This is a genomic window from Acidisphaera sp. S103 (genome assembly GCF_009765975.1).
GTDB lineage: Bacteria > Pseudomonadota > Alphaproteobacteria > Acetobacterales > Acetobacteraceae > Rhodopila.
On sequence record NZ_LMUJ01000065.1, the window covers coordinates 86,440 to 103,039 of the forward strand.

The window sequence follows — 16,600 nt, forward strand, 5'->3', positions numbered from 1 at the left end:
CATCGGCGGTCAGCAGCACGATCTGCGCCCGCCAAACGTGTTTCTGCGAGCTGTTCCGGTCCGTCACGACGGACGTCAGCGCCTGGCGGTCAGCTTCGGAGAGGTCGATTTTGATGGCTTTGCGCATTCGCCAGACTCGCACGGCCAAGTCGAACACGGAATCCTAAATCGGATGCAAGCGTCAGATTATATCCACTAGCGCAATCAGCTTGACTGGATCCGCGTAGGTGTCCAACGGCAATAAGACTGGAATCTCCTTGTTCCGGAACTCCTTCAACCCCTCGGGGAGATTGAAGTACATAGAAAAATAGGTCCTGACTTGGAATGCTCCAGAATTTGTAAGCAGGAAATCGACAAAGTGGCGTTTCTCGTGCCACACAGCACTCAGCATTTCATAGTAATGTGATCGATGAGCATCCGATGCCGCGTTGTCGAGGATAGGATACACTTTGTTCATGTCGTGATTGGCCGCATGCGTAAATAGCTCTAGTCCCCGCTCTTCTCCCCGGTATGAACCCAAAAGATCGACATTGAACCACAGAGCAAGCGTAGAAGGATCTAGCTGGAGCGTCGGGATCATAGGATGTCACTACCCTTCGTCGGCTGGGATGGAATCCTCAATTTCCTTGCGCGGCGTTCCCGGCTTTACAATGATTACGATCTCGTTGGTTTTAGTATCCCGAACCTGAACAGGCTTCTTCAGCTGCGATACGAGTTTCGCTACGGCTGTAGCGAAGGTAGCGCCGGCGGTACCTGTTTGAAGGACGACGGTCACGATGTGGCAAATGTAATCGAGCGGAATGCCTCCTAGGGGATCGTCGAGGGGATTAAGCGGGCTGTTCATAGGCTCGCTTTCGCTCCAGAGAATGTCGCCGCTGCTGGCCTCCGCCTGTATCGCAGCTAGAACGTCGTCGGGAGCTATAAGAGTGACAGACTTGGCCATTTTGTCGTCCTTGGGTTGGACCTTCGGGTCACGTCTCTGGATCGCGCATGATAACCAGCCGTTTTGGGTCCCGGGGCAACGGGGTGAACGTCGCAGACAGCTAGCGGTCGGACGTCCCCCCGCCCGGCAGCCTCACGTGAACATCATGCATTGGAAACGGTCAGCAGTCAAGATTCATTTCGTCTATGTTAGCCCAACATAAGAATGTCCCCTCCGGGCAAAGTTAGAATGTCCCCTTTCAAGCCTGTTTGGGTTCGGGGGACGGATGGTCTGCGGGGTTCTTGCGATGAGCGGCGTGGAGCGGGATCGTGCGTTTCTGGTGCGCCAGGCGACTGAGGGCCGGTTATCGCAACGGGAGGCATCGGAACGCGTTGGGCTAAGCGTCCGGCAATTCAAGCGCCTGGTCCGGGCGTGGCGGGCCGGGGGCGACGCGGGCCTTGTGTCCCGCCAGCGGGGGCGGGCGTCGCACCGTCGCATGGCCGATGATCTGCGCGAGCGGATATGTGCGCTACTGAAGGAGAAGTATGCCGGCTTCGGCGCGACGCTGGCGGCGGAGAAGCTGGATGAACTGGACCGTATCAAGGTCGCGGCCGAGACGGTGCGCCGGATCCAGATCGATCTCGGGCTTTGGCGGCCGAAGAAGCGGCGGGCGAAGCGGGTGTTTCAACTGCGCGAGCGGCGCCCGCGGTTTGGCGAGTTGATCCAGATCGACGGCAGCCCGCACGACTGGTTCGAGGGCCGGGGGCCGCGCTGCACGCTGATCGTGTTCATTGACGACGCCACCAGCCGGTTGACCGCGTTGCATTTCGCACCGGTCGAATCAGGCAAGGCCTATCTGGCGGCGCTGCGCGACCATGTCCTGGCGCACGGGCGTCCGCTGACGTTCTATTCGGACCGGCACGGCATCTTCCGGGTGAACGCCAAGGACGCGCAGAGCGGCGACGGCAAGACGGATTTCGGCCGGATCGTGGAAGGCCTGGAGATCGGGCTGATCAATGCGCTGACGCCCCAGGCAAAGGGGCGGGTGGAGCGGGCCAACCAGACCCTGCAGGACCGGCTGGTCAAGGAGATGCGGTTAAGTAACATAAATTCCATAGAGCAGGCGCGGACTTTTCTGCCCGGGTTCATGACCCGGTACAACGAGAAGTTCTCCGTCCCGCCGCGCGACAAGGCCCCGGCACACCGTCCGTGGACCAAGACAGAGGACGACCTGGACCTTGCGCTGGCGTCCTGGGAGGAGCGGCTGCTGACGAAGTCGCTGACCTTCAGCTACGGCGGTATGAAGTACTGCGTGAAGGCGAATGGCCCGGGGACATCGATGCGCGGCGGGAAGGTCGTGGTGCACCGGTTCGCCGACGGGCGGCTGCGCTTTTCTTATAAGGACCGGGCGCTGACCTGCACGGCTTACGGGACGTATGCCGTGCCAGACCCGGCCGAGGACGAAAAGACGCTGGACGTTCGGGTCGATGCGGTCATCGCCGCGCAGCGGACGTCACAAGGTGCGGCGGCATTGGCGGGCGGCTGAACCGCCGCGCCTCCAGTCGCCCTTTCTGTCGGCGATGGTCACCGCTGTGGGTAAGTGGCCCACCTGCGCCAGATTCTGGACGATCGCTCCGGCGGGCCACTTACCCACAGCTCCGTCCGTGCCCCACACGCGACAGAGCGCTTCTCCGACACCTCACACCTGCAACGAGGGGACATTCCTATGTTGGGGAAACAGGGGACATTCTTATGTTGGGTTGACAAGATTCATTTCGTCTACCGCCATTACCGGTGTGCTGGTCTGTTGCTGGTATTCGCGCGCGGTGCACGCAAACTCTACTCGGCGGGTTGAGCAGCCCTTACAAAGGACCGTTCGTGTGTCATGAGCCGCAAGCGAGCCGGAGTGGCGAATGACTGCTTCTCACTCAGGGCGGCCTGAAACCTGCCAGGCCGATATCGGCCAACAAAGCCGCGGCATCTGCACCGCGCAGATGGTTCGCGTCCCCTACCCCCCCGCGGCGATATGCTTCGCCAGACGCGCTGCGTCCTGTTCCACCCCAAAAATGAAGCTCGACGCTCGGCGGGACAGAAAGGGCAGCCCCAGGACATACAGCCCGGGCACCTCAGTGATGCCGCGCCGATGCACCGGCGCCCCGCGCGTGTCCAACGCACCGACCTGCAACCAGCCGAAATCGAAAGCAAATCCGGTCGCCCAGATGATCGTGGTGATCCCGGCATCGCGCAGGTCGAGCCGCAGGATCGGGGCGGTAACGCAGGACGGCTCCGGTTCCACCACGCGCGCCGCCGGCTCCTCGGGCAGGTCGAGGCCTTCGCGCGCCGCGTAGGCATCGGCCGCGTCGAGCAGGGAAAGATAGTTCGCGTCGCCGGCCGCGAGATCGCGCGCCAAGCCGGGGGCGAAGTGCATCACGCCGTCGGCGAAGGCGTCTGCCCGGCCCAGCAGTGTGATGCCGCGCGCGGCCAGGTGGCGGAAGTCGATGGTGTAACCGCCGTAGGCGCCGCTGACCGCGATTGTAACGTGCGCCTTCGCCGGGTCGCGGGTCTCGGCGTCCCATAGGCCCAGGACGCCCAGCCAGAAGCAGTAGTCCTTGCCGCGATAGCGTCGCGGCGGGCGCTCATGCTGGCCGACGCACAGATAGACGCGGCGGCTGGCGCGCGACAGTTCGTCGGCGATCTGGGTGCCGGAGGAGCCGGCGCCGACCACCAGTACGGCGCCGGGCGGCAACCGGTCGGGGTTGCGGTAGGCGGTGGAGTGCATCTGCGTGATGCCGGGGTCGGGGGGCACCAGGGGCGGGATGATGCCGCGCTGAAATGGCCCGGTGGCAGCCACGACATTGGCGGCCTCGATTGGGGCCGGCGGAGGTTTCGGCATGGAAGCCGGTGCCGTCCGGCTTGCGGTGCAGCGCGGTCACGGCGACGCCGGAGCGGATCGGGGCGGCGATGTGGGCGGCATACGCGGTCAAGTAGTCCGCCATCTGGTCGCGCGAGGCGAAGCCGTCGGGGTCGACGCCGGCGATGGGGAAGTCGGGGAAGCGGTCGTGCCAAGCGGGGCCGTTGGCGTGCAGCGCGTCCCAGCGCTCGGTGCGCCAGCGTTCAGCGATGCGGTGGCGTTCCAGGATGAGGTGAGACCGGCCGCGCTGGCGGAGCTGTACTGAATGAATTGCAGGTCGGCATGACGCCATGCCCGGCCATGCTCGCCCTGTCTGCTAGATCAAACTGAGCGGGGATAAAGCTCCCTTTAACGAAGCCCGCCTCAGACCGAGAGCTGCGATTTCCAGCATTCGGTCCGAACCGTGCTACTTCACCGTCCATGGAAACCAAACCCCCGATCCCGCTTGCCGTCCTCGTCGGCATCCAGACGCCTGACGTCGATGACGTCGCGCTCGCAGCTAGTCTCGAGGAACTGGGGCGTCTGGTGAAGACGCTGGGCTATGAAGTGGTCGGCATGCTGTCGCAAAGGCGTGAGGGCACCGGCGCCGGGTTGCTGCTGGGCAGTGGGAAGCTAGCAGAGCTGGCAGCCCTTACCGGGGGCACCGGTGTGGTCGGCTCGATGGCTCCGCTTTCAAAGTCGAAGGCTCGGCAACGGTTCGAAAGCGCTGCCGAGACCGCCAACCGAGCCGAACCCGAACCGGACGCCGTCCGCAAGCCCGAGTTTGTCATCGTTGACCATGAACTCTCGCCCAGTCAAATCCGCAACCTCGAGCGCGCTACTGGCGCCCAGGTGCTGGACCGCACCGGCGTTATCGTGGAGATCTTCCACCGCCACGCCAACACCCGCGAGGCGAAGCTTCAAGTGGAAATGGCGCGCCTGAAATACGTGGCCCCTCGCATGCGGGAGTCCTCGGCCGTTGGCGGCCGCCAGCAAGGTCCGGGCGCCGGCGAGAGCGCCCTGGCCCTCGATCGCCGCAAGGTCCGCGACCGGCTGTCAGAGCTGAAGGACCAGTTGGAGGCGGTGCAGCGCGACAGTGACCAGCGCCGCTCCGCCCGCCGCGACCAGCTACGGGTAGCGCTCGTGGGATACACCAATGCGGGCAAGTCGTCGTTGATGCGGGCCCTGACAGGCAGCCAAGTGCTGGTGGAGGACAAGCTGTTCGCCACCCTCGACACCACCGTCCGCACCCTGCAGCCGGAAACAAGGCCTCGCGTGCTCGTCTCCGACACGGTCGGCTTCATCAAGCAACTGCCACATGACCTGGTCGCGTCATTCCGCTCCACTCTGGCGGAGGCGCTGGAGGCCTCGCTGTTGCTGTTCGTGGTCGACGCGTCGGACCCGACCTATGAGGCGCAACTGGAGGTGAGCCATAGCGTGCTGCGAGAGATCGGGGCGGATGTGGTGCCGTCGCGCCTCGTGCTGAACAAGATCGATCGGGTGGATGCCGCCGGACGCGCTGCGTTGATGGCAAAGCATCCGGATGCGATCCTGCTGTCCGCCCACGCGCCGGAGGATGTCAGCGCTCTGCGGGACACCATCATTGGCTTCTTCGAAGCGGCGATGGTCGAGGATGTGCTGGTGCTGCCCTATGCCAAACTAGGGCTGATCGGCGAGGTGTATGAAAGTGCTCGGGTCTTGTCCGAGGAGCACGACGAGACCGGTCGCGTGCTAAAGGTGCGCGGCCTGCCCGCCGCCATCACGCGGCTGCGGCGGAGCCTAGCCGCGCGTTGAGGCTTCCTTACGGGTGGCACACCCCCATCTGGGCGCTGTAGTACGCGACGGGTGGATTGGACCCATATCCACCGTTCAGTCGAGTTGAGCGACGTCCCGAAACCGGGCAACTGGCCGACGCAGCGCCGTAACGGACTTGGATAGGAAGGTGCTCCTCTGATTAATACCAAGAAAGGGCGGCTCGGCGCCCGTGCCGGTCATTGCAATCCCATGCGACGGCCCTCGAAGCGGACATCATACGAGGATACCCGCCCGGCAGCATCGGTGGGAAGCGGTCCTTGCAAACTGGTTGAACGAAGGGCGCAAGCGCAAAAAAGCCTTCTCTTGAGCCAGAGATATCAGTGATAGCATCTATGCTATTTCAGATGCCTGAACCTCTCGAGGAACTCGATCGGAACCGTGGCAGGAACCGCGTCGCATGCGGCGATCAAAACCTCCCCGATCTTGGGCCAGCCGGACGATGGGCTCTCGCAAGCCTGCTGGAGCGCTGGCGCAGTTATCGCCGGTGTTCGCAACAGAAATGTGCTTTCGGACAGCCGCCACCATGCGCTTTTTCACAAGATACTCGACGTCCGCGAGTGCAAACAATCCGACGGGAGTCTGCGGCAGCACGGTAGCCCAATGGTGGTGAATAGTCAGCAGCTCCGCCGGACGGGTCGCGATGTCAACAGCGACCTTGATTGAGGCCGCAGTCTGGTAAGGCGACGCCAACGATTCGTCTCGTACAGCCGTTTCGGCATTCAATGTGTTGCTAACGAATAACGCGTCTAGAAACCCCACCCACGGAGTGACGATCGCAGACCAACTTGAACGCGTCGCGCTCGTCCTCCACCGGTCGAGCACTTCCTTCGTTACGGCACCACGCGCTGTGAGTGCGAAAACGGCGCCCAACATCACGTTCAACACAGCCTCGGCGTCAAACTGCTGCCGATCGGGCATCGTTGCGTCTGAAGGAAGCGGATCAGCCGGTGCCAGACCATTCTGCGTGTTGTAGTATTGTTGGCAGAGGACTATCGCCTCTATCCAATCGCCAACGACTTCCACGAAATCGTCCAGAGCGAGGCTACGCAAGCGCTGTTGCAGTCGCAGCTTGTTGAACACGAAACGAATAACGCCATAGTGCGATGCCTTGAGCTGCGCCTCATGGGCACGGAATTGTTCGTCACCGAGCTCCGCTGCGAACTCGAATTCAACTAGATGCGTCCACACTGAGTCACTGGGCGTTGAGGGTAGTTTAGCTCCCTTCATTGGCTCCAAGCTACTGCAGCAGGCAGGCGGCGGTTCCGAAAAGTCCTCCGGCGGCGTGCCGGCGGCTGTGTTGGCGATCCACATGATTGTGTGGCCAGAGCGCTTTCGTAGCAGATAGGAACCCTCGTCGGTGTCATCCGCCGGCAACTCATCGATGGCGGTAAGGCCGTCGACCAAACAGTCGAGGGCGCCGCGACTGTCGCCGCTTTTCCAGCGTGCGAAGCCTTCGTCCACGAGCAGACCGGCGCGATAGATCACGTTGTCCGCCAGTTCCCGTGCGCTGTGCAACCAGTCCGCTGCGTCGGACCATTGGCCCAAACGAGCTGCGGCGACTGCCGCCAGGCGATGCGAAAAAGTCTGCTGGAGGTCAAATTCGCCTACTGGCGTCCAACGCGGGAGCAACTCGCGCCAGATCGCCAGTGCACTGGCGGTATCACCCTTGCGCAGCAGGATCGACGCGCGCTCATCGTCCTGGCCGGGCGACCGCCCGATCTCAGCCGCCATCACCTCCGCCAGCCGCAATGCCTCCTCGGGATCGTTGAGATTCTCGTCGGTCACGCGGGCGATTGCCCGCGCTGCGCCTTGCTCCAACCCCGGCAGCTCGCACAGCCGCGCGAGCACGTAGGCGCGCTGAAAAATCTCTCGACAGGATAACCAGTCAGGGGTCGCTGACTTGATCTCGGCCAGCCAGACACGGTTGAAGATGAGCTGCGCAGTGGATTCCTGGCCGCCAACGAACCACAGAAGGCGGCGGACCGCGTTCGCTTCGACCGGCTCACATGTCTCCAAGAGCGTCCCGAGGCTATGCCGGTCGGTCACATGCGACATCAGTGAGAAGCCGGCGACCCCGGCTAGCTCTGGCTCACCGTCCGGCCCAGCCAAGGCACGATCGAGATCGGAATCATGCACGCGACTGAGCTCGCCCTTCAATTCGTCGGACAGGCGAATGTATTCGAGACCCATCGACACCAGTTGCGCCATGGGCAGATTGACTTCCGTGCGCAGCAATACTTGACCGAGGAAGAAGTTGCGCCCCAGCCGCAGCGGCATGCCCTCGACTGTCGGAGGCAGTTCTTCGTCGATACAGGCGATCACGGACGTTGCGCCCTCGTCGTCGCGTGCCGCTGCTGCCAGCCTGAACTGCAGCAGACGCATGAGGAAAAGCGAAAAGACGTCGGCCTCCGGGCGCATTGCGCCGCCGGTGCCGATCGCCACGAACCAATCGGCGCTCTGAGCTAGCGCTTCCCAGGTCTCGTTGTCCGATCGGAAGATGCCCAAGGACAGGCGCGTCACCGCCGACCAGTCGCGTGCCGCTGTTGCGTGAAACAGAATTGACGAAACGTCTGACGGCGAAAGGGTGCGAAGGCCGAGTATTGCGCGGGCGATTGCGCCGTGCATGGTCGTTGTCCAAACCTCGCCCTGAACCTCTGTGCCTACGCCGCGCAGAAGTGGCGAGACCCTGTAGAGCCCCTTAGCCACCATCTCCATCCACGGTCCGACCAACCTGTCGAACGCCAGCCCCGGTTCGGTGACGGGCGGTGGTTGGCTCGCAATTGCGAGTACCTGTTGCTTCCGCAAGGCCTGCACTGTGAGGCTCAGGCGATAGATGAGGTCCCGGGTCGGACCGTCCAGCACTGTAATCAGGTGCCGAGCTTCGGCGCGCGCTTCAACGACATCAGACGGCGTCGCCATCAGGCTTTGCATGTCCGGTCTCGGATAACCTTGCGCCTCAAGTGTGGCGACGCGCGCGTGTACGAGCTGCGCATGGCCGACGGTGTGCAACTCGACGAACGCGGCCCATTCCGCAACCTTGAGCGCAGGACAACCCTGCGCGGTCAGAAACTCGGCGATCTCATCCCGTGAAAAAGGCGGGATCGGCATTGTTCCGCTCGCAGGCAAGGCCAATGCAAGCGCCAGTCGCTGTGGCAACACGGCCGACGAGGTGATCACCAGTTGGCCACCACGCTCGTCCAAAATGGTTTTGATTTGTGCAAGCGGCGTCTCGAGGGGGCGGGCGTCGGCTGGCAGCTCGATGTCATCGAGCACACTATGAGTAAGACCGACTTCTGCGGTAAGCTCTGCGATAACCCGATCCAGCATGTTCGCTAAAGTCGAAGCCGGAATGCCACGCAGATCGATCCAGCCCCAGGATGACGTCGACGTAGCCGCATGGCCAATAGCGGCAATCGACTTGCCGACGCCGGTGCCCCCTTGCAAGACGAGTACCGGATAAGACAAGAGCCGCCCGGTGATATCGGAAAGAACCGAACGTCGTGCGTGATAGCGTGCTGGCAAGGGCGGCGGACGGCCGATCACCCTGATTTTGCTGCCAAATGCCACGGGAAGTGGTCCGGTCGGCACAAGGTGCTGCGGAATCGCAGCATAGAGCGCGTTGGCGGCGGCGGCTGGAAGAGAAACATGCGTCCGCTCACTGAAACGCCGCAACAGGTCCGCGCGTGTCAGGTCCCGGCCCTTCTCGCGGGTGGCCGTCGTATAGGCGACCGTATAGAGGTGGTCAGCCACCTCTTTGGCTTTGTCCGGTGTGACGCCCAATGGATGGCCCAGTACCACCAATCGGTCCTCGATCTCGCGTATGACCTCCGGAACTGGTTCGGCTTCCGTGTCCCATTCGATTGGAGCAATTACCTGCTTCCAAATCTGCTCGTCCGACGCAGTTCGCAGAAAGGCTTGCACGGGTGCAGACACCTTTCCTTCGGCCAGCAGAAAATAGGCAATAGTCCGGGCATCACGTTCCCGCGTCGCCACTCCGGCTGACAAGCGGCTGTCACGCCACAGGCGCAATCCACCAATCCCGCCGCCGAAAGGCGCTCCTTGTTCAACCCCGATCCCTGCCGTGGTAAGGAAACGAAACTTGATGGCGTACCGCGGATTGCGCTGTTGGTGGGCCCAGGCATTGTCAATCGCCTCGATGACGTCGCCGGATCGCAGGGTGATGTTACCTGCAACATCTTTGGCCTGGATAGTCTCCGCAAACAGGCCAGTGACGCGGTCGAAGTCTTCCGCACCTTCCAGATAGAGTCGTTCCGTCTCGCCCAGATCGATCCAGGCGAGAACGCTTCGCCAGACCTGCGCCCAATAGCCACGCATCGACGCTACCGCTTCCCGGGCGGGATCGTTCACGAGAGGCCTATGCTCTCCGGAAGCGCACATAAGCAGGAGGATGTCGCGTCATCTATGGTACTGCAACTGCGACAGCCGATATCGTGCCCCCGCGGTGTCGCCGTTCGGCGATGTCGCAACCTGACATTGGTAGTCTCCATGAATAAATGTCTGGTTGTCCACGTTCGCCCCCCGAAGCTGTCAGTCAGCTATCGGCCAGATCTTGCCATTTACTTGGCCGCCTTGATCTCCGCGAAGCTTGAATTAGCGTCAGAAGTCGCTGGTCGATCTGAATCGAACTTTCGGTTCCTTTGCTACCGGACCCCCAGTAACCGGACCGATGCTCGGACGCTTCGAGTGGATTTGCGGCAAGTCGGGATAGCTGGCTGAATCGCGCCGGAGGCCCTCGTCCTCGTGTAGGATGAGGATCCGGACGGCAACGTGGCGACGGCGGCCGTCACGAAGTGAGCGGACGGTCGCTATGCTATGTCGGACCGACCGGCTATATAGGCGTCCTCCCATCGGCCGGTGTCGCGGTTGCGTCGGGCGGCGCATAGCACGTCATTCAGGTAACCCTCCACAATCCAGGGATTGCGGCAGATGGGCGCACCGCGGAAACCGTCGCGCCACCATCCCTCGTCCTAGATGTAGAGGATAGCGCCGGATGGAATGATGCCGACGCGCAGCGGGTTGTCCCCGCCGCGGCAGCGTTGGGCGTCGTATTGTCGGGTCATGGCGTCCTCGCGCGTCTGAGCGATGATGTGCGGTTGCGATGTCTCAGCATGTCTCGATCGCGCCTTCGAGCCACATGTCGGCTTGGCGATCGGCTGCATCGGCTTCTCGTCGGAGAGTGGCGCGGACCTCGCCGGCCAAGTGCCGTTGTTCGGCGTGCTGCCGCAGCACCGTGGCTTGACGGCGCCACGAGTGATTACTGGCAAGACAGGAAAGTCGTGCGGCCCGTGTGTCGATTATGATTGAGCCTGCTAATGATCGTTCGAAGGGACGGTGCTCCAGCGCCGGTGGGTCCGGTCAGCCGGCCATCGCCAGATAAAGCAGCAGCTCCTCGGCGCCGTAGACGCCGGGTTCGCCGCAGGACTCGCACTCGTATTTGCGAGCGTCGGGTTCGACGCCTTCGGCCTCCGCACCGCAACAAATGCAGAAACCAGGATTGTCGAGACTGCTGTGCGCGCGCTCGACCGCTTCGGCAACGCGGTCGAGCGTGACGTCCGGATGGATAATCATAAGGTGTTTCCTTTGGGAGGGATAGCGAGCGGCTACAGGCCGCGGCTCCAGCCGCAGGCTGCTGCGGATTTACCGTCCGCGCGTCTGACGCCGGGCCTGGGCGCGTTTTGCCTGGGCCCACTGGTAAGATTGCCAGGCGGCGTCCATACCGACGGTGCTTTGTTCAGTCGCATTGGCGGCCTGCAGGCGCCGGGCGAGTATGTCCGCGAGGTCATCCGATTTGCAGAGGAACACCCACCGGTGGTCGGTGGCGCCTGCGCATTCGACTTGCAGGCGGATGTAGACGCCGTTATCCAGCGCCTCGAAGTCAAACACGCAATCATTGTCGCTGATGACTTCGCCACGCGTTGCGTGTCGCAGCACTGCTTCCTGCGGAGTACCTGACAAGAGCGCCAGTTTCGGGATGCGGCTTTCCAATGCTCGGCGAATTGCTGTCAACGCGTGCGGATGGATTGTTTCGGTCATCGGCGCCTCCGTGATGGCGGGTTAGTTTTGCTGAGGACCCGGGATCGAGGCCTCTCTCCCGGGCCTTGAGCGCTGACGGGCTATCAGTGCTTTGCGGGCCTACTGCCAGCAGGGGCCGAACGGGATTTCATCGTCCAGATCGCGGCCGCCGAGCCCAACTCCGGTGCTGCCGCCGGCCCCGGCCATGGCCGGTTCCCGAGCGCGCTCCAGCCCAGCACTGGCAGACGACCGTTCGTCATCGCGCTTCATGTCGAAGTTGATGGAGCCGTCGAAGTTTTCGACGTGGATCTCGGTGCTATAGCGGTCCTGGCCAGACTGATCCTGCCACTTGCGCGTGCGGAGCTTGCCCTCGACGCGGATCTTCATGCCCAAAGTGAGATGCTTCTCGACGACTTTTGCGAGGCCTTCGTTGAAGACGACGACACGGTGCCACTCGGTGCGCTCGCGCCACTCGCCGGATTGTTGATCCCTCCAGCTTTCGCCGGTGGCGATGCTCAGTGTGGCGATCTTCTTGCCCAGCTGGGTGTTCCGGATTTCCGGATCGCGTCCCAAGTTGCCGATCAGCTCGACGCGATTGACGAACATGCCCATGATCTCATTCCTTCATTCATTCCTGAGAGGGCTGCCCGGCACCGCGCCGGGCGTCGTCCTCTCGGATGCGGTCGAAGGAAACCGGAGGGCTGGACCGCGCGCCCCCGAGCGGCGCGGCTTGGTGCGGGAGCGTAGCGACACGGCAGCGCAGCGAGCCGTAGGCGCCGTGCTTTGCACGGCGGGGATGCGGAAGCGGGACGGAACCCGGTTTAGACCGCAGCAATCCGAGGGGGGACGGCGCCCGCGCGGTGCCGGTCAAACCTCCCCCTTTTCCCATTTTCTCAATTCATTCTCGTTCGTACACACCTCTCACGCGCTTACTTCTACACGCCCACAGGGCTGTGGACGGCTCAGCGGCACACGGCGTTAATCGTCGAGGAAGGCCATCTCATAGGCCGCCAGCGGCGACACATCGGTCCACTCGATTTCACCGTGTTCGTGCAGCGCCCGTAGGTGTTCCGCGGCTGCAGCGATCCGTGCCTCGGTTGCGTTTTTCGGCGCGGCGTCAGGTTGGGAGGGCCACGTTCGCGAGGGTGGTAGGGGCGGCCGGGCGGCAATGGTGGCCAGTTGCTGCTTGTGCCATCGTGGTTGCGACCATTGCGTCGCTTTTGGATGCACGGGCTTTTCGTGCGTCCTGCCTGGCAGTCACGCCGTAGGCTTGGCTGTCAGCACTGGCCGTGCGGGGATGCTGTGCGGCGACGGCGATAGCTTGCGATTTCAGGCCGAACAGGTGCCATCTGGCCTCCGATCCGCTAAAGGCGCGATCGAGCACGTCAAGAACGTGCAAGATCCCGTGCTCGCCGTGGACGTGTCGGCGGCACATGCTGCCGATGCCGACGAGCGGGAAGTCGAGCGCCCATGGCATGCGCTCCAAGCAGCGGAGATAGTGATAGGGGTGCCATCCCTGCAGCACCGGGACGAAGCGATCGGTAATGCCACGGCGCTCGCCGCCTCGCAGGCAGACCATGTTGAGCCGCACTGTCCCGGAGATGCGGTCGAGCACCGCATCCTCGTTGCGGGCGACCTCCGGCTCCACGCACCAGTCTTGCGCAGCCCACCAGAACCATGGCGCAGCGGCGGCCAGGTCAAGGTAGTCCGACGTTAACCATGGAAAGCCGCGATAGCGACTGGCGGCGACGAAGCCGGCGCTGTCCAAAGTCACCCGGTAATGCGACACAAGGTCGAGGTGGCGGCCGTCGAAGCCGTCCCAGTGCCGTAACCCGAGTGCATCAACGCGCCAGCGAGACAGGGCATTGGCACTGATGAGCACCGGTGCGTCGAGAGACCTGGCGCGCGCCCACAGCGCGCCCGGACGGAGTGCGGGCAGGCCGAGCAGGAACTCGAAATGCCCGTTCATCGCCGGTGTACGCCATACACGGAGGCGAGCTCGTCAAGCGCGACGTCGGCGGCTTCTTCTGGCGGCACGCGGCCATCATATTCATCGCGCCAGTTGCGGGTTGGCAGGGCGAGCAGCTTCTCGATAGTGGCGATCTCGCCCAGGAGCCGCCCGATGCGGGGCATGTAGTCGGCCTCGTGCCTGGACGCCGGTGTCACGTAGCGGTCCCAGGTCGCCCGGTCCCAGGTCTCGCGGTCATCCATGCGAACAGCGCGAGCGCGCCTGGTGGCGGCGTCCGCCTCGGCGGCGGCGACCCAGGCGGTTTCCAGCCGGGCGATGGTGGCGCGCTTGTCGAGGACGGCCGAGCGTAACCGGCTGCGGTCTCCGAGCAACGCCGTGAAGGTGGGAGAGGCGGCGGAGGCGGGCGGCAACGCGCGTCGCATCGCCGCCGCTGGCGACAGATGGGTCATGATGGGCCTCATGGGGAGCGAGTGCGGAGAGAGGCCCGGCCCGCGTCGGCGGACCGGGCCGGAGTGCGCCTACTCGGCAGCGGTGGCGAAACGTTGGGATTCGTCGTCTGGCGCGTCGGAGCCGGGCTGGTCGTAGCCCTCGTCATCGCCGCCTTCCGCGGCTTTCACGTTGTCCCCGGGCCGGTCGGCCTGCTCGGTGCCGTCCACGTTGCCGCTGACCCAGTGGTTGCGGGGGGCAGCGTTGACACGCTCCTCCTCCGTCAGCGGAAACAGGGCACCCGGGAAGTGCCAGGTCGTGCCGCTGCAGCGCTTGACCAGGCTCGCGCGGGTGTCCTTCACCCGCGCCTCGACCTTCAGCCCCTCGGCAGCGGCGCTGCGCTCCAGTGCCTGTCGCGACAGGCATGACAGGAACGCCTCGGTTGCCATGCTCGGTAGGTGCGTCGCCGCACCAAGCGTCTCGCCGGCGATGCGGCCACTGATCCCGCTGTCGGACATGTTGGTCCGGCAGGAGAGGACGAACTTCAGCATGTCGCGCGCGGCTGCGCACAGCACCGCGGCGTCGGCGGTCAGCACCCCGCCTTCGCTGATCCGGTCGCAGATTTCTTCAGGATCGTATCGCCCGAATGCAAGTGGGCTCTGCACGCTGACGTTATTGGCGCCGAGCGCCAGCACCAGCAACCCGACGAGCGTCTCCGCCGAGATCGTCTCGTCGTTCAGCGCCTCGTGCAGCGCCTCGGTGCGGAAGTCACCGATCATGGCGAGACCTTTCTGGGTCACGTCGGGACGGAGCTTTACCAGCACCTCGGATTCGGCGTCGGCGACCGATCCAGTGGCGCCACCCTTCGCCGCCTTGCCGGACTTCTTCGGCTCGGGCAACCGGTAGACGATGGTCTTAACCTCGCCCGAACGAGGGTCGAGGTAATGGCCGATCTTATCTTGCTTGGTGGGTTTGCCGTAGATGCGCTCGGCACCCTTGGGCAGTTCGGGGCGGCCGTGCTCGTCCTGCGGCAGCACGGTCCCGTTGGCGGGCAGGCTGGCCGTCATCCAGGCCTGCTGTGCACCGAAGAAGCCATCCGCGTTCGTGGTGTAGCGGCCGTCCTCGCCGGCTGGCGCGAACAGGTCCTCGAGCCAAACGACCCCATATTCTTCGGCCAGGGTGTCATCGAATTTCGCGGCCGAAAATGGGATGCGTGGCTTGCTGAGCGCGCGCGCAACGTCCCACCAGCTGACGTCGTGTCCCTTCTTCGGCCTGTTGGCCTTCCAGACCTGCGCCTGGTCGTCGAGCGGCGCATTGGCGATCGTGCGCAGATGCTCCTCGCTGGGCATGCTGCCCTTGGCCATGAAGTCCAGCATCGGCGGATGCAACGAACCGAGCAGCTTGAGCTTCTTGACGGTGCGAACGGGCAACCCCAGCGTATTGGCGATCGCCTCCTCGTTCCAGGCCTGTTGCTCGAGCTTGTCGATGGCGCGCCAGATGTCGACGGGATTCGGTCCGGCGCGGTGTAGGTTTTCGACCAGCGAGGCCATGAAGTCGGCGCTCTCGTTTCCGTCCAGGACATAGACATCAATGATATCTTTGCCGGCGGCGATCGCAGCTTTGGTGCGGCGGTCGCCGTATCGTACGACCAGCTCGCCGTCGATTTCACGAACGACCGGCGGCTGGAGCAGGCCAATCACCGCGATCGATGCGGCGAGTTGCAGGTCCATTTCTTTTGGCACGGGGATTGTGCGGGAATTATTCGGGTTCGGCTTGAGCGTGCGCGGATCGACACTGCGAAGTTCGGCCATGGTGGGCTCCTGGGTTGAGGGTTTGTCTTCCGCATTCCTCTCGGAAGACTCCTCCACCCGGCCGCGGCGGCGGCCAGGCGGGGCAAGGGCGCCAGCCGGCGAAGCCGGGCCGGGGCGCGGGACGGGTCCCGACGCGCTCGCGCGTGGGGTGTCCGAGCGCCCCGAGACCCTTGCGGCACCGGCCGCGCTGCGGCACGCCCTGTCAGAACAGACTGGATTGTTCCGCGGGCTTGCGGGCCGCGATGCCTGGTTTGGCGGTTGGCGGGCAATGCAGCACGGGTGCCATCGTCGGCGTCGCTCCGCCGGAATATTTCACCTGCAATCGCCTTAAAAGTTCGCGTTCAGCTCCTTCGATCTCGGCCACGCGAAGTTGGCGATAGGCAGTCAGCAGATCGCATGTGAGAAACCGTTTTATCACGGCGCGTTCCACGTCCGCGTAAGTCCAGGCGGGGTCGCCGCAAGGACACCACATCAACGTTTGCTCGAGAAAGGCGACCTTGCCTCGGAGGTCTTCGAAGAAGTCTGCAAAAAAACCGAAGCGGTCAAAGTGGGCAATGTGCCCGAACGTCATGGCCAGGCGGCGATATATTCTCTCGGTGAACAATGTCTGCTTGAAGTCGGCCGCTATGAAGCGGCATAGACCGTTCGCGAATTTCGCTTTGTCTTCGCCTGTGTCCCATTTCGTTGCGGCGAAGTCGGCAGAGTTGAACGGCGGGCGTACGAGCGCTCCGGGG

General features: G+C 63.5%; 14 protein-coding genes and 1 pseudogene. 3 read left to right on the plus strand and 12 right to left on the minus strand.

What is annotated here, in order from left to right:
• The 3 genes and pseudogenes from GSQ89_RS40240 to GSQ89_RS24255 all read right to left on the minus strand — a co-directional run.
• Positions 1-127: pseudogene (locus tag GSQ89_RS40240) on the minus strand (IS630 family transposase); the annotation flags it as partial.
• Between the two features lie 54 nt (positions 128-181).
• Positions 182-580 (minus strand): hypothetical protein, encoded by a 399-nt coding sequence (locus GSQ89_RS24250; protein ID WP_158930089.1) that lies wholly within the window; start codon positions 578-580, stop codon positions 182-184.
• Between the two features lie 9 nt (positions 581-589).
• Positions 590-943 (minus strand): hypothetical protein, encoded by a 354-nt coding sequence (locus tag GSQ89_RS24255; RefSeq protein WP_158930091.1) that lies wholly within the window; start codon positions 941-943, stop codon positions 590-592.
• Between the two features lie 286 nt (positions 944-1,229).
• Here GSQ89_RS24255 and GSQ89_RS24260 point away from each other — a divergent pair, with 286 nt between their 5' ends.
• Positions 1,230-2,468: an ISNCY family transposase gene (locus tag GSQ89_RS24260; RefSeq protein WP_158930093.1), complete on the plus strand. Its 1,239-nt coding sequence runs from the start codon at positions 1,230-1,232 to the stop codon at positions 2,466-2,468.
• Between the two features lie 462 nt (positions 2,469-2,930).
• On the opposite strand, the gene GSQ89_RS24265 is transcribed toward GSQ89_RS24260, so the two are convergent.
• Positions 2,931-3,815 (minus strand): hypothetical protein, encoded by an 885-nt coding sequence (locus GSQ89_RS24265; protein WP_254073343.1) that lies wholly within the window; start codon positions 3,813-3,815, stop codon positions 2,931-2,933.
• Here GSQ89_RS24265 and GSQ89_RS39370 point away from each other — a divergent pair.
• Positions 3,814-4,098 carry a hypothetical protein gene (locus tag GSQ89_RS39370; RefSeq protein WP_254073344.1) on the plus strand — a complete coding sequence of 95 codons (285 nt, stop codon included), beginning with the start codon at positions 3,814-3,816 and terminating at the stop codon, positions 4,096-4,098. The two genes, GSQ89_RS24265 and GSQ89_RS39370, sit on opposite strands and share 2 nt — an antisense overlap.
• 155 nt (positions 4,099-4,253) lie before the next feature.
• Positions 4,254-5,606 (plus strand): GTPase HflX, encoded by a 1,353-nt coding sequence (hflX, locus tag GSQ89_RS24270; RefSeq protein ID WP_158930095.1) that lies wholly within the window; start codon positions 4,254-4,256, stop codon positions 5,604-5,606.
• A 351-nt stretch (positions 5,607-5,957) separates the two neighbouring features.
• On the opposite strand, the gene GSQ89_RS24275 is transcribed toward hflX, so the two are convergent.
• The 8 genes from GSQ89_RS24275 to GSQ89_RS24315 all read right to left on the minus strand — a co-directional run.
• Positions 5,958-9,995: a hypothetical protein gene (locus tag GSQ89_RS24275; protein ID WP_158930097.1), complete on the minus strand. Its 4,038-nt coding sequence runs from the start codon at positions 9,993-9,995 to the stop codon at positions 5,958-5,960.
• 1,008 nt (positions 9,996-11,003) lie between these two features.
• Positions 11,004-11,216, minus strand: coding sequence for a hypothetical protein (locus GSQ89_RS24285; RefSeq protein WP_158930099.1), 213 nt, complete (start codon positions 11,214-11,216; stop codon positions 11,004-11,006).
• A gap of 69 nt (positions 11,217-11,285) precedes the next feature.
• On the minus strand, positions 11,286-11,681 hold the full coding sequence (locus tag GSQ89_RS24290; RefSeq protein ID WP_158930101.1) for a hypothetical protein: 396 nt from the start codon (positions 11,679-11,681) through the stop codon (positions 11,286-11,288).
• A 99-nt stretch (positions 11,682-11,780) separates the two neighbouring features.
• Positions 11,781-12,272 (minus strand): single-stranded DNA-binding protein, encoded by a 492-nt coding sequence (ssb, locus tag GSQ89_RS24295; RefSeq protein ID WP_158930103.1) that lies wholly within the window; start codon positions 12,270-12,272, stop codon positions 11,781-11,783.
• Between the two features lie 505 nt (positions 12,273-12,777).
• Positions 12,778-13,629, minus strand: a complete 852-nt coding sequence (locus tag GSQ89_RS24300) for a hypothetical protein (protein WP_158930105.1) — start codon at positions 13,627-13,629, stop codon at positions 12,778-12,780.
• Positions 13,626-14,078: a hypothetical protein gene (locus tag GSQ89_RS24305; RefSeq protein ID WP_158930107.1), complete on the minus strand. Its 453-nt coding sequence runs from the start codon at positions 14,076-14,078 to the stop codon at positions 13,626-13,628. Before GSQ89_RS24305 ends, GSQ89_RS24300 begins: the two co-directional genes overlap by 4 nt.
• Positions 14,079-14,147: 69 nt before the next feature.
• On the minus strand, positions 14,148-15,866 hold the full coding sequence (locus tag GSQ89_RS24310; protein WP_158930109.1) for a ParB N-terminal domain-containing protein: 1,719 nt from the start codon (positions 15,864-15,866) through the stop codon (positions 14,148-14,150).
• A 202-nt stretch (positions 15,867-16,068) separates the two neighbouring features.
• A partial coding sequence (locus GSQ89_RS24315; protein ID WP_158930111.1) for a hypothetical protein occupies positions 16,069-16,600 on the minus strand: 532 nt, incomplete at its 5' end.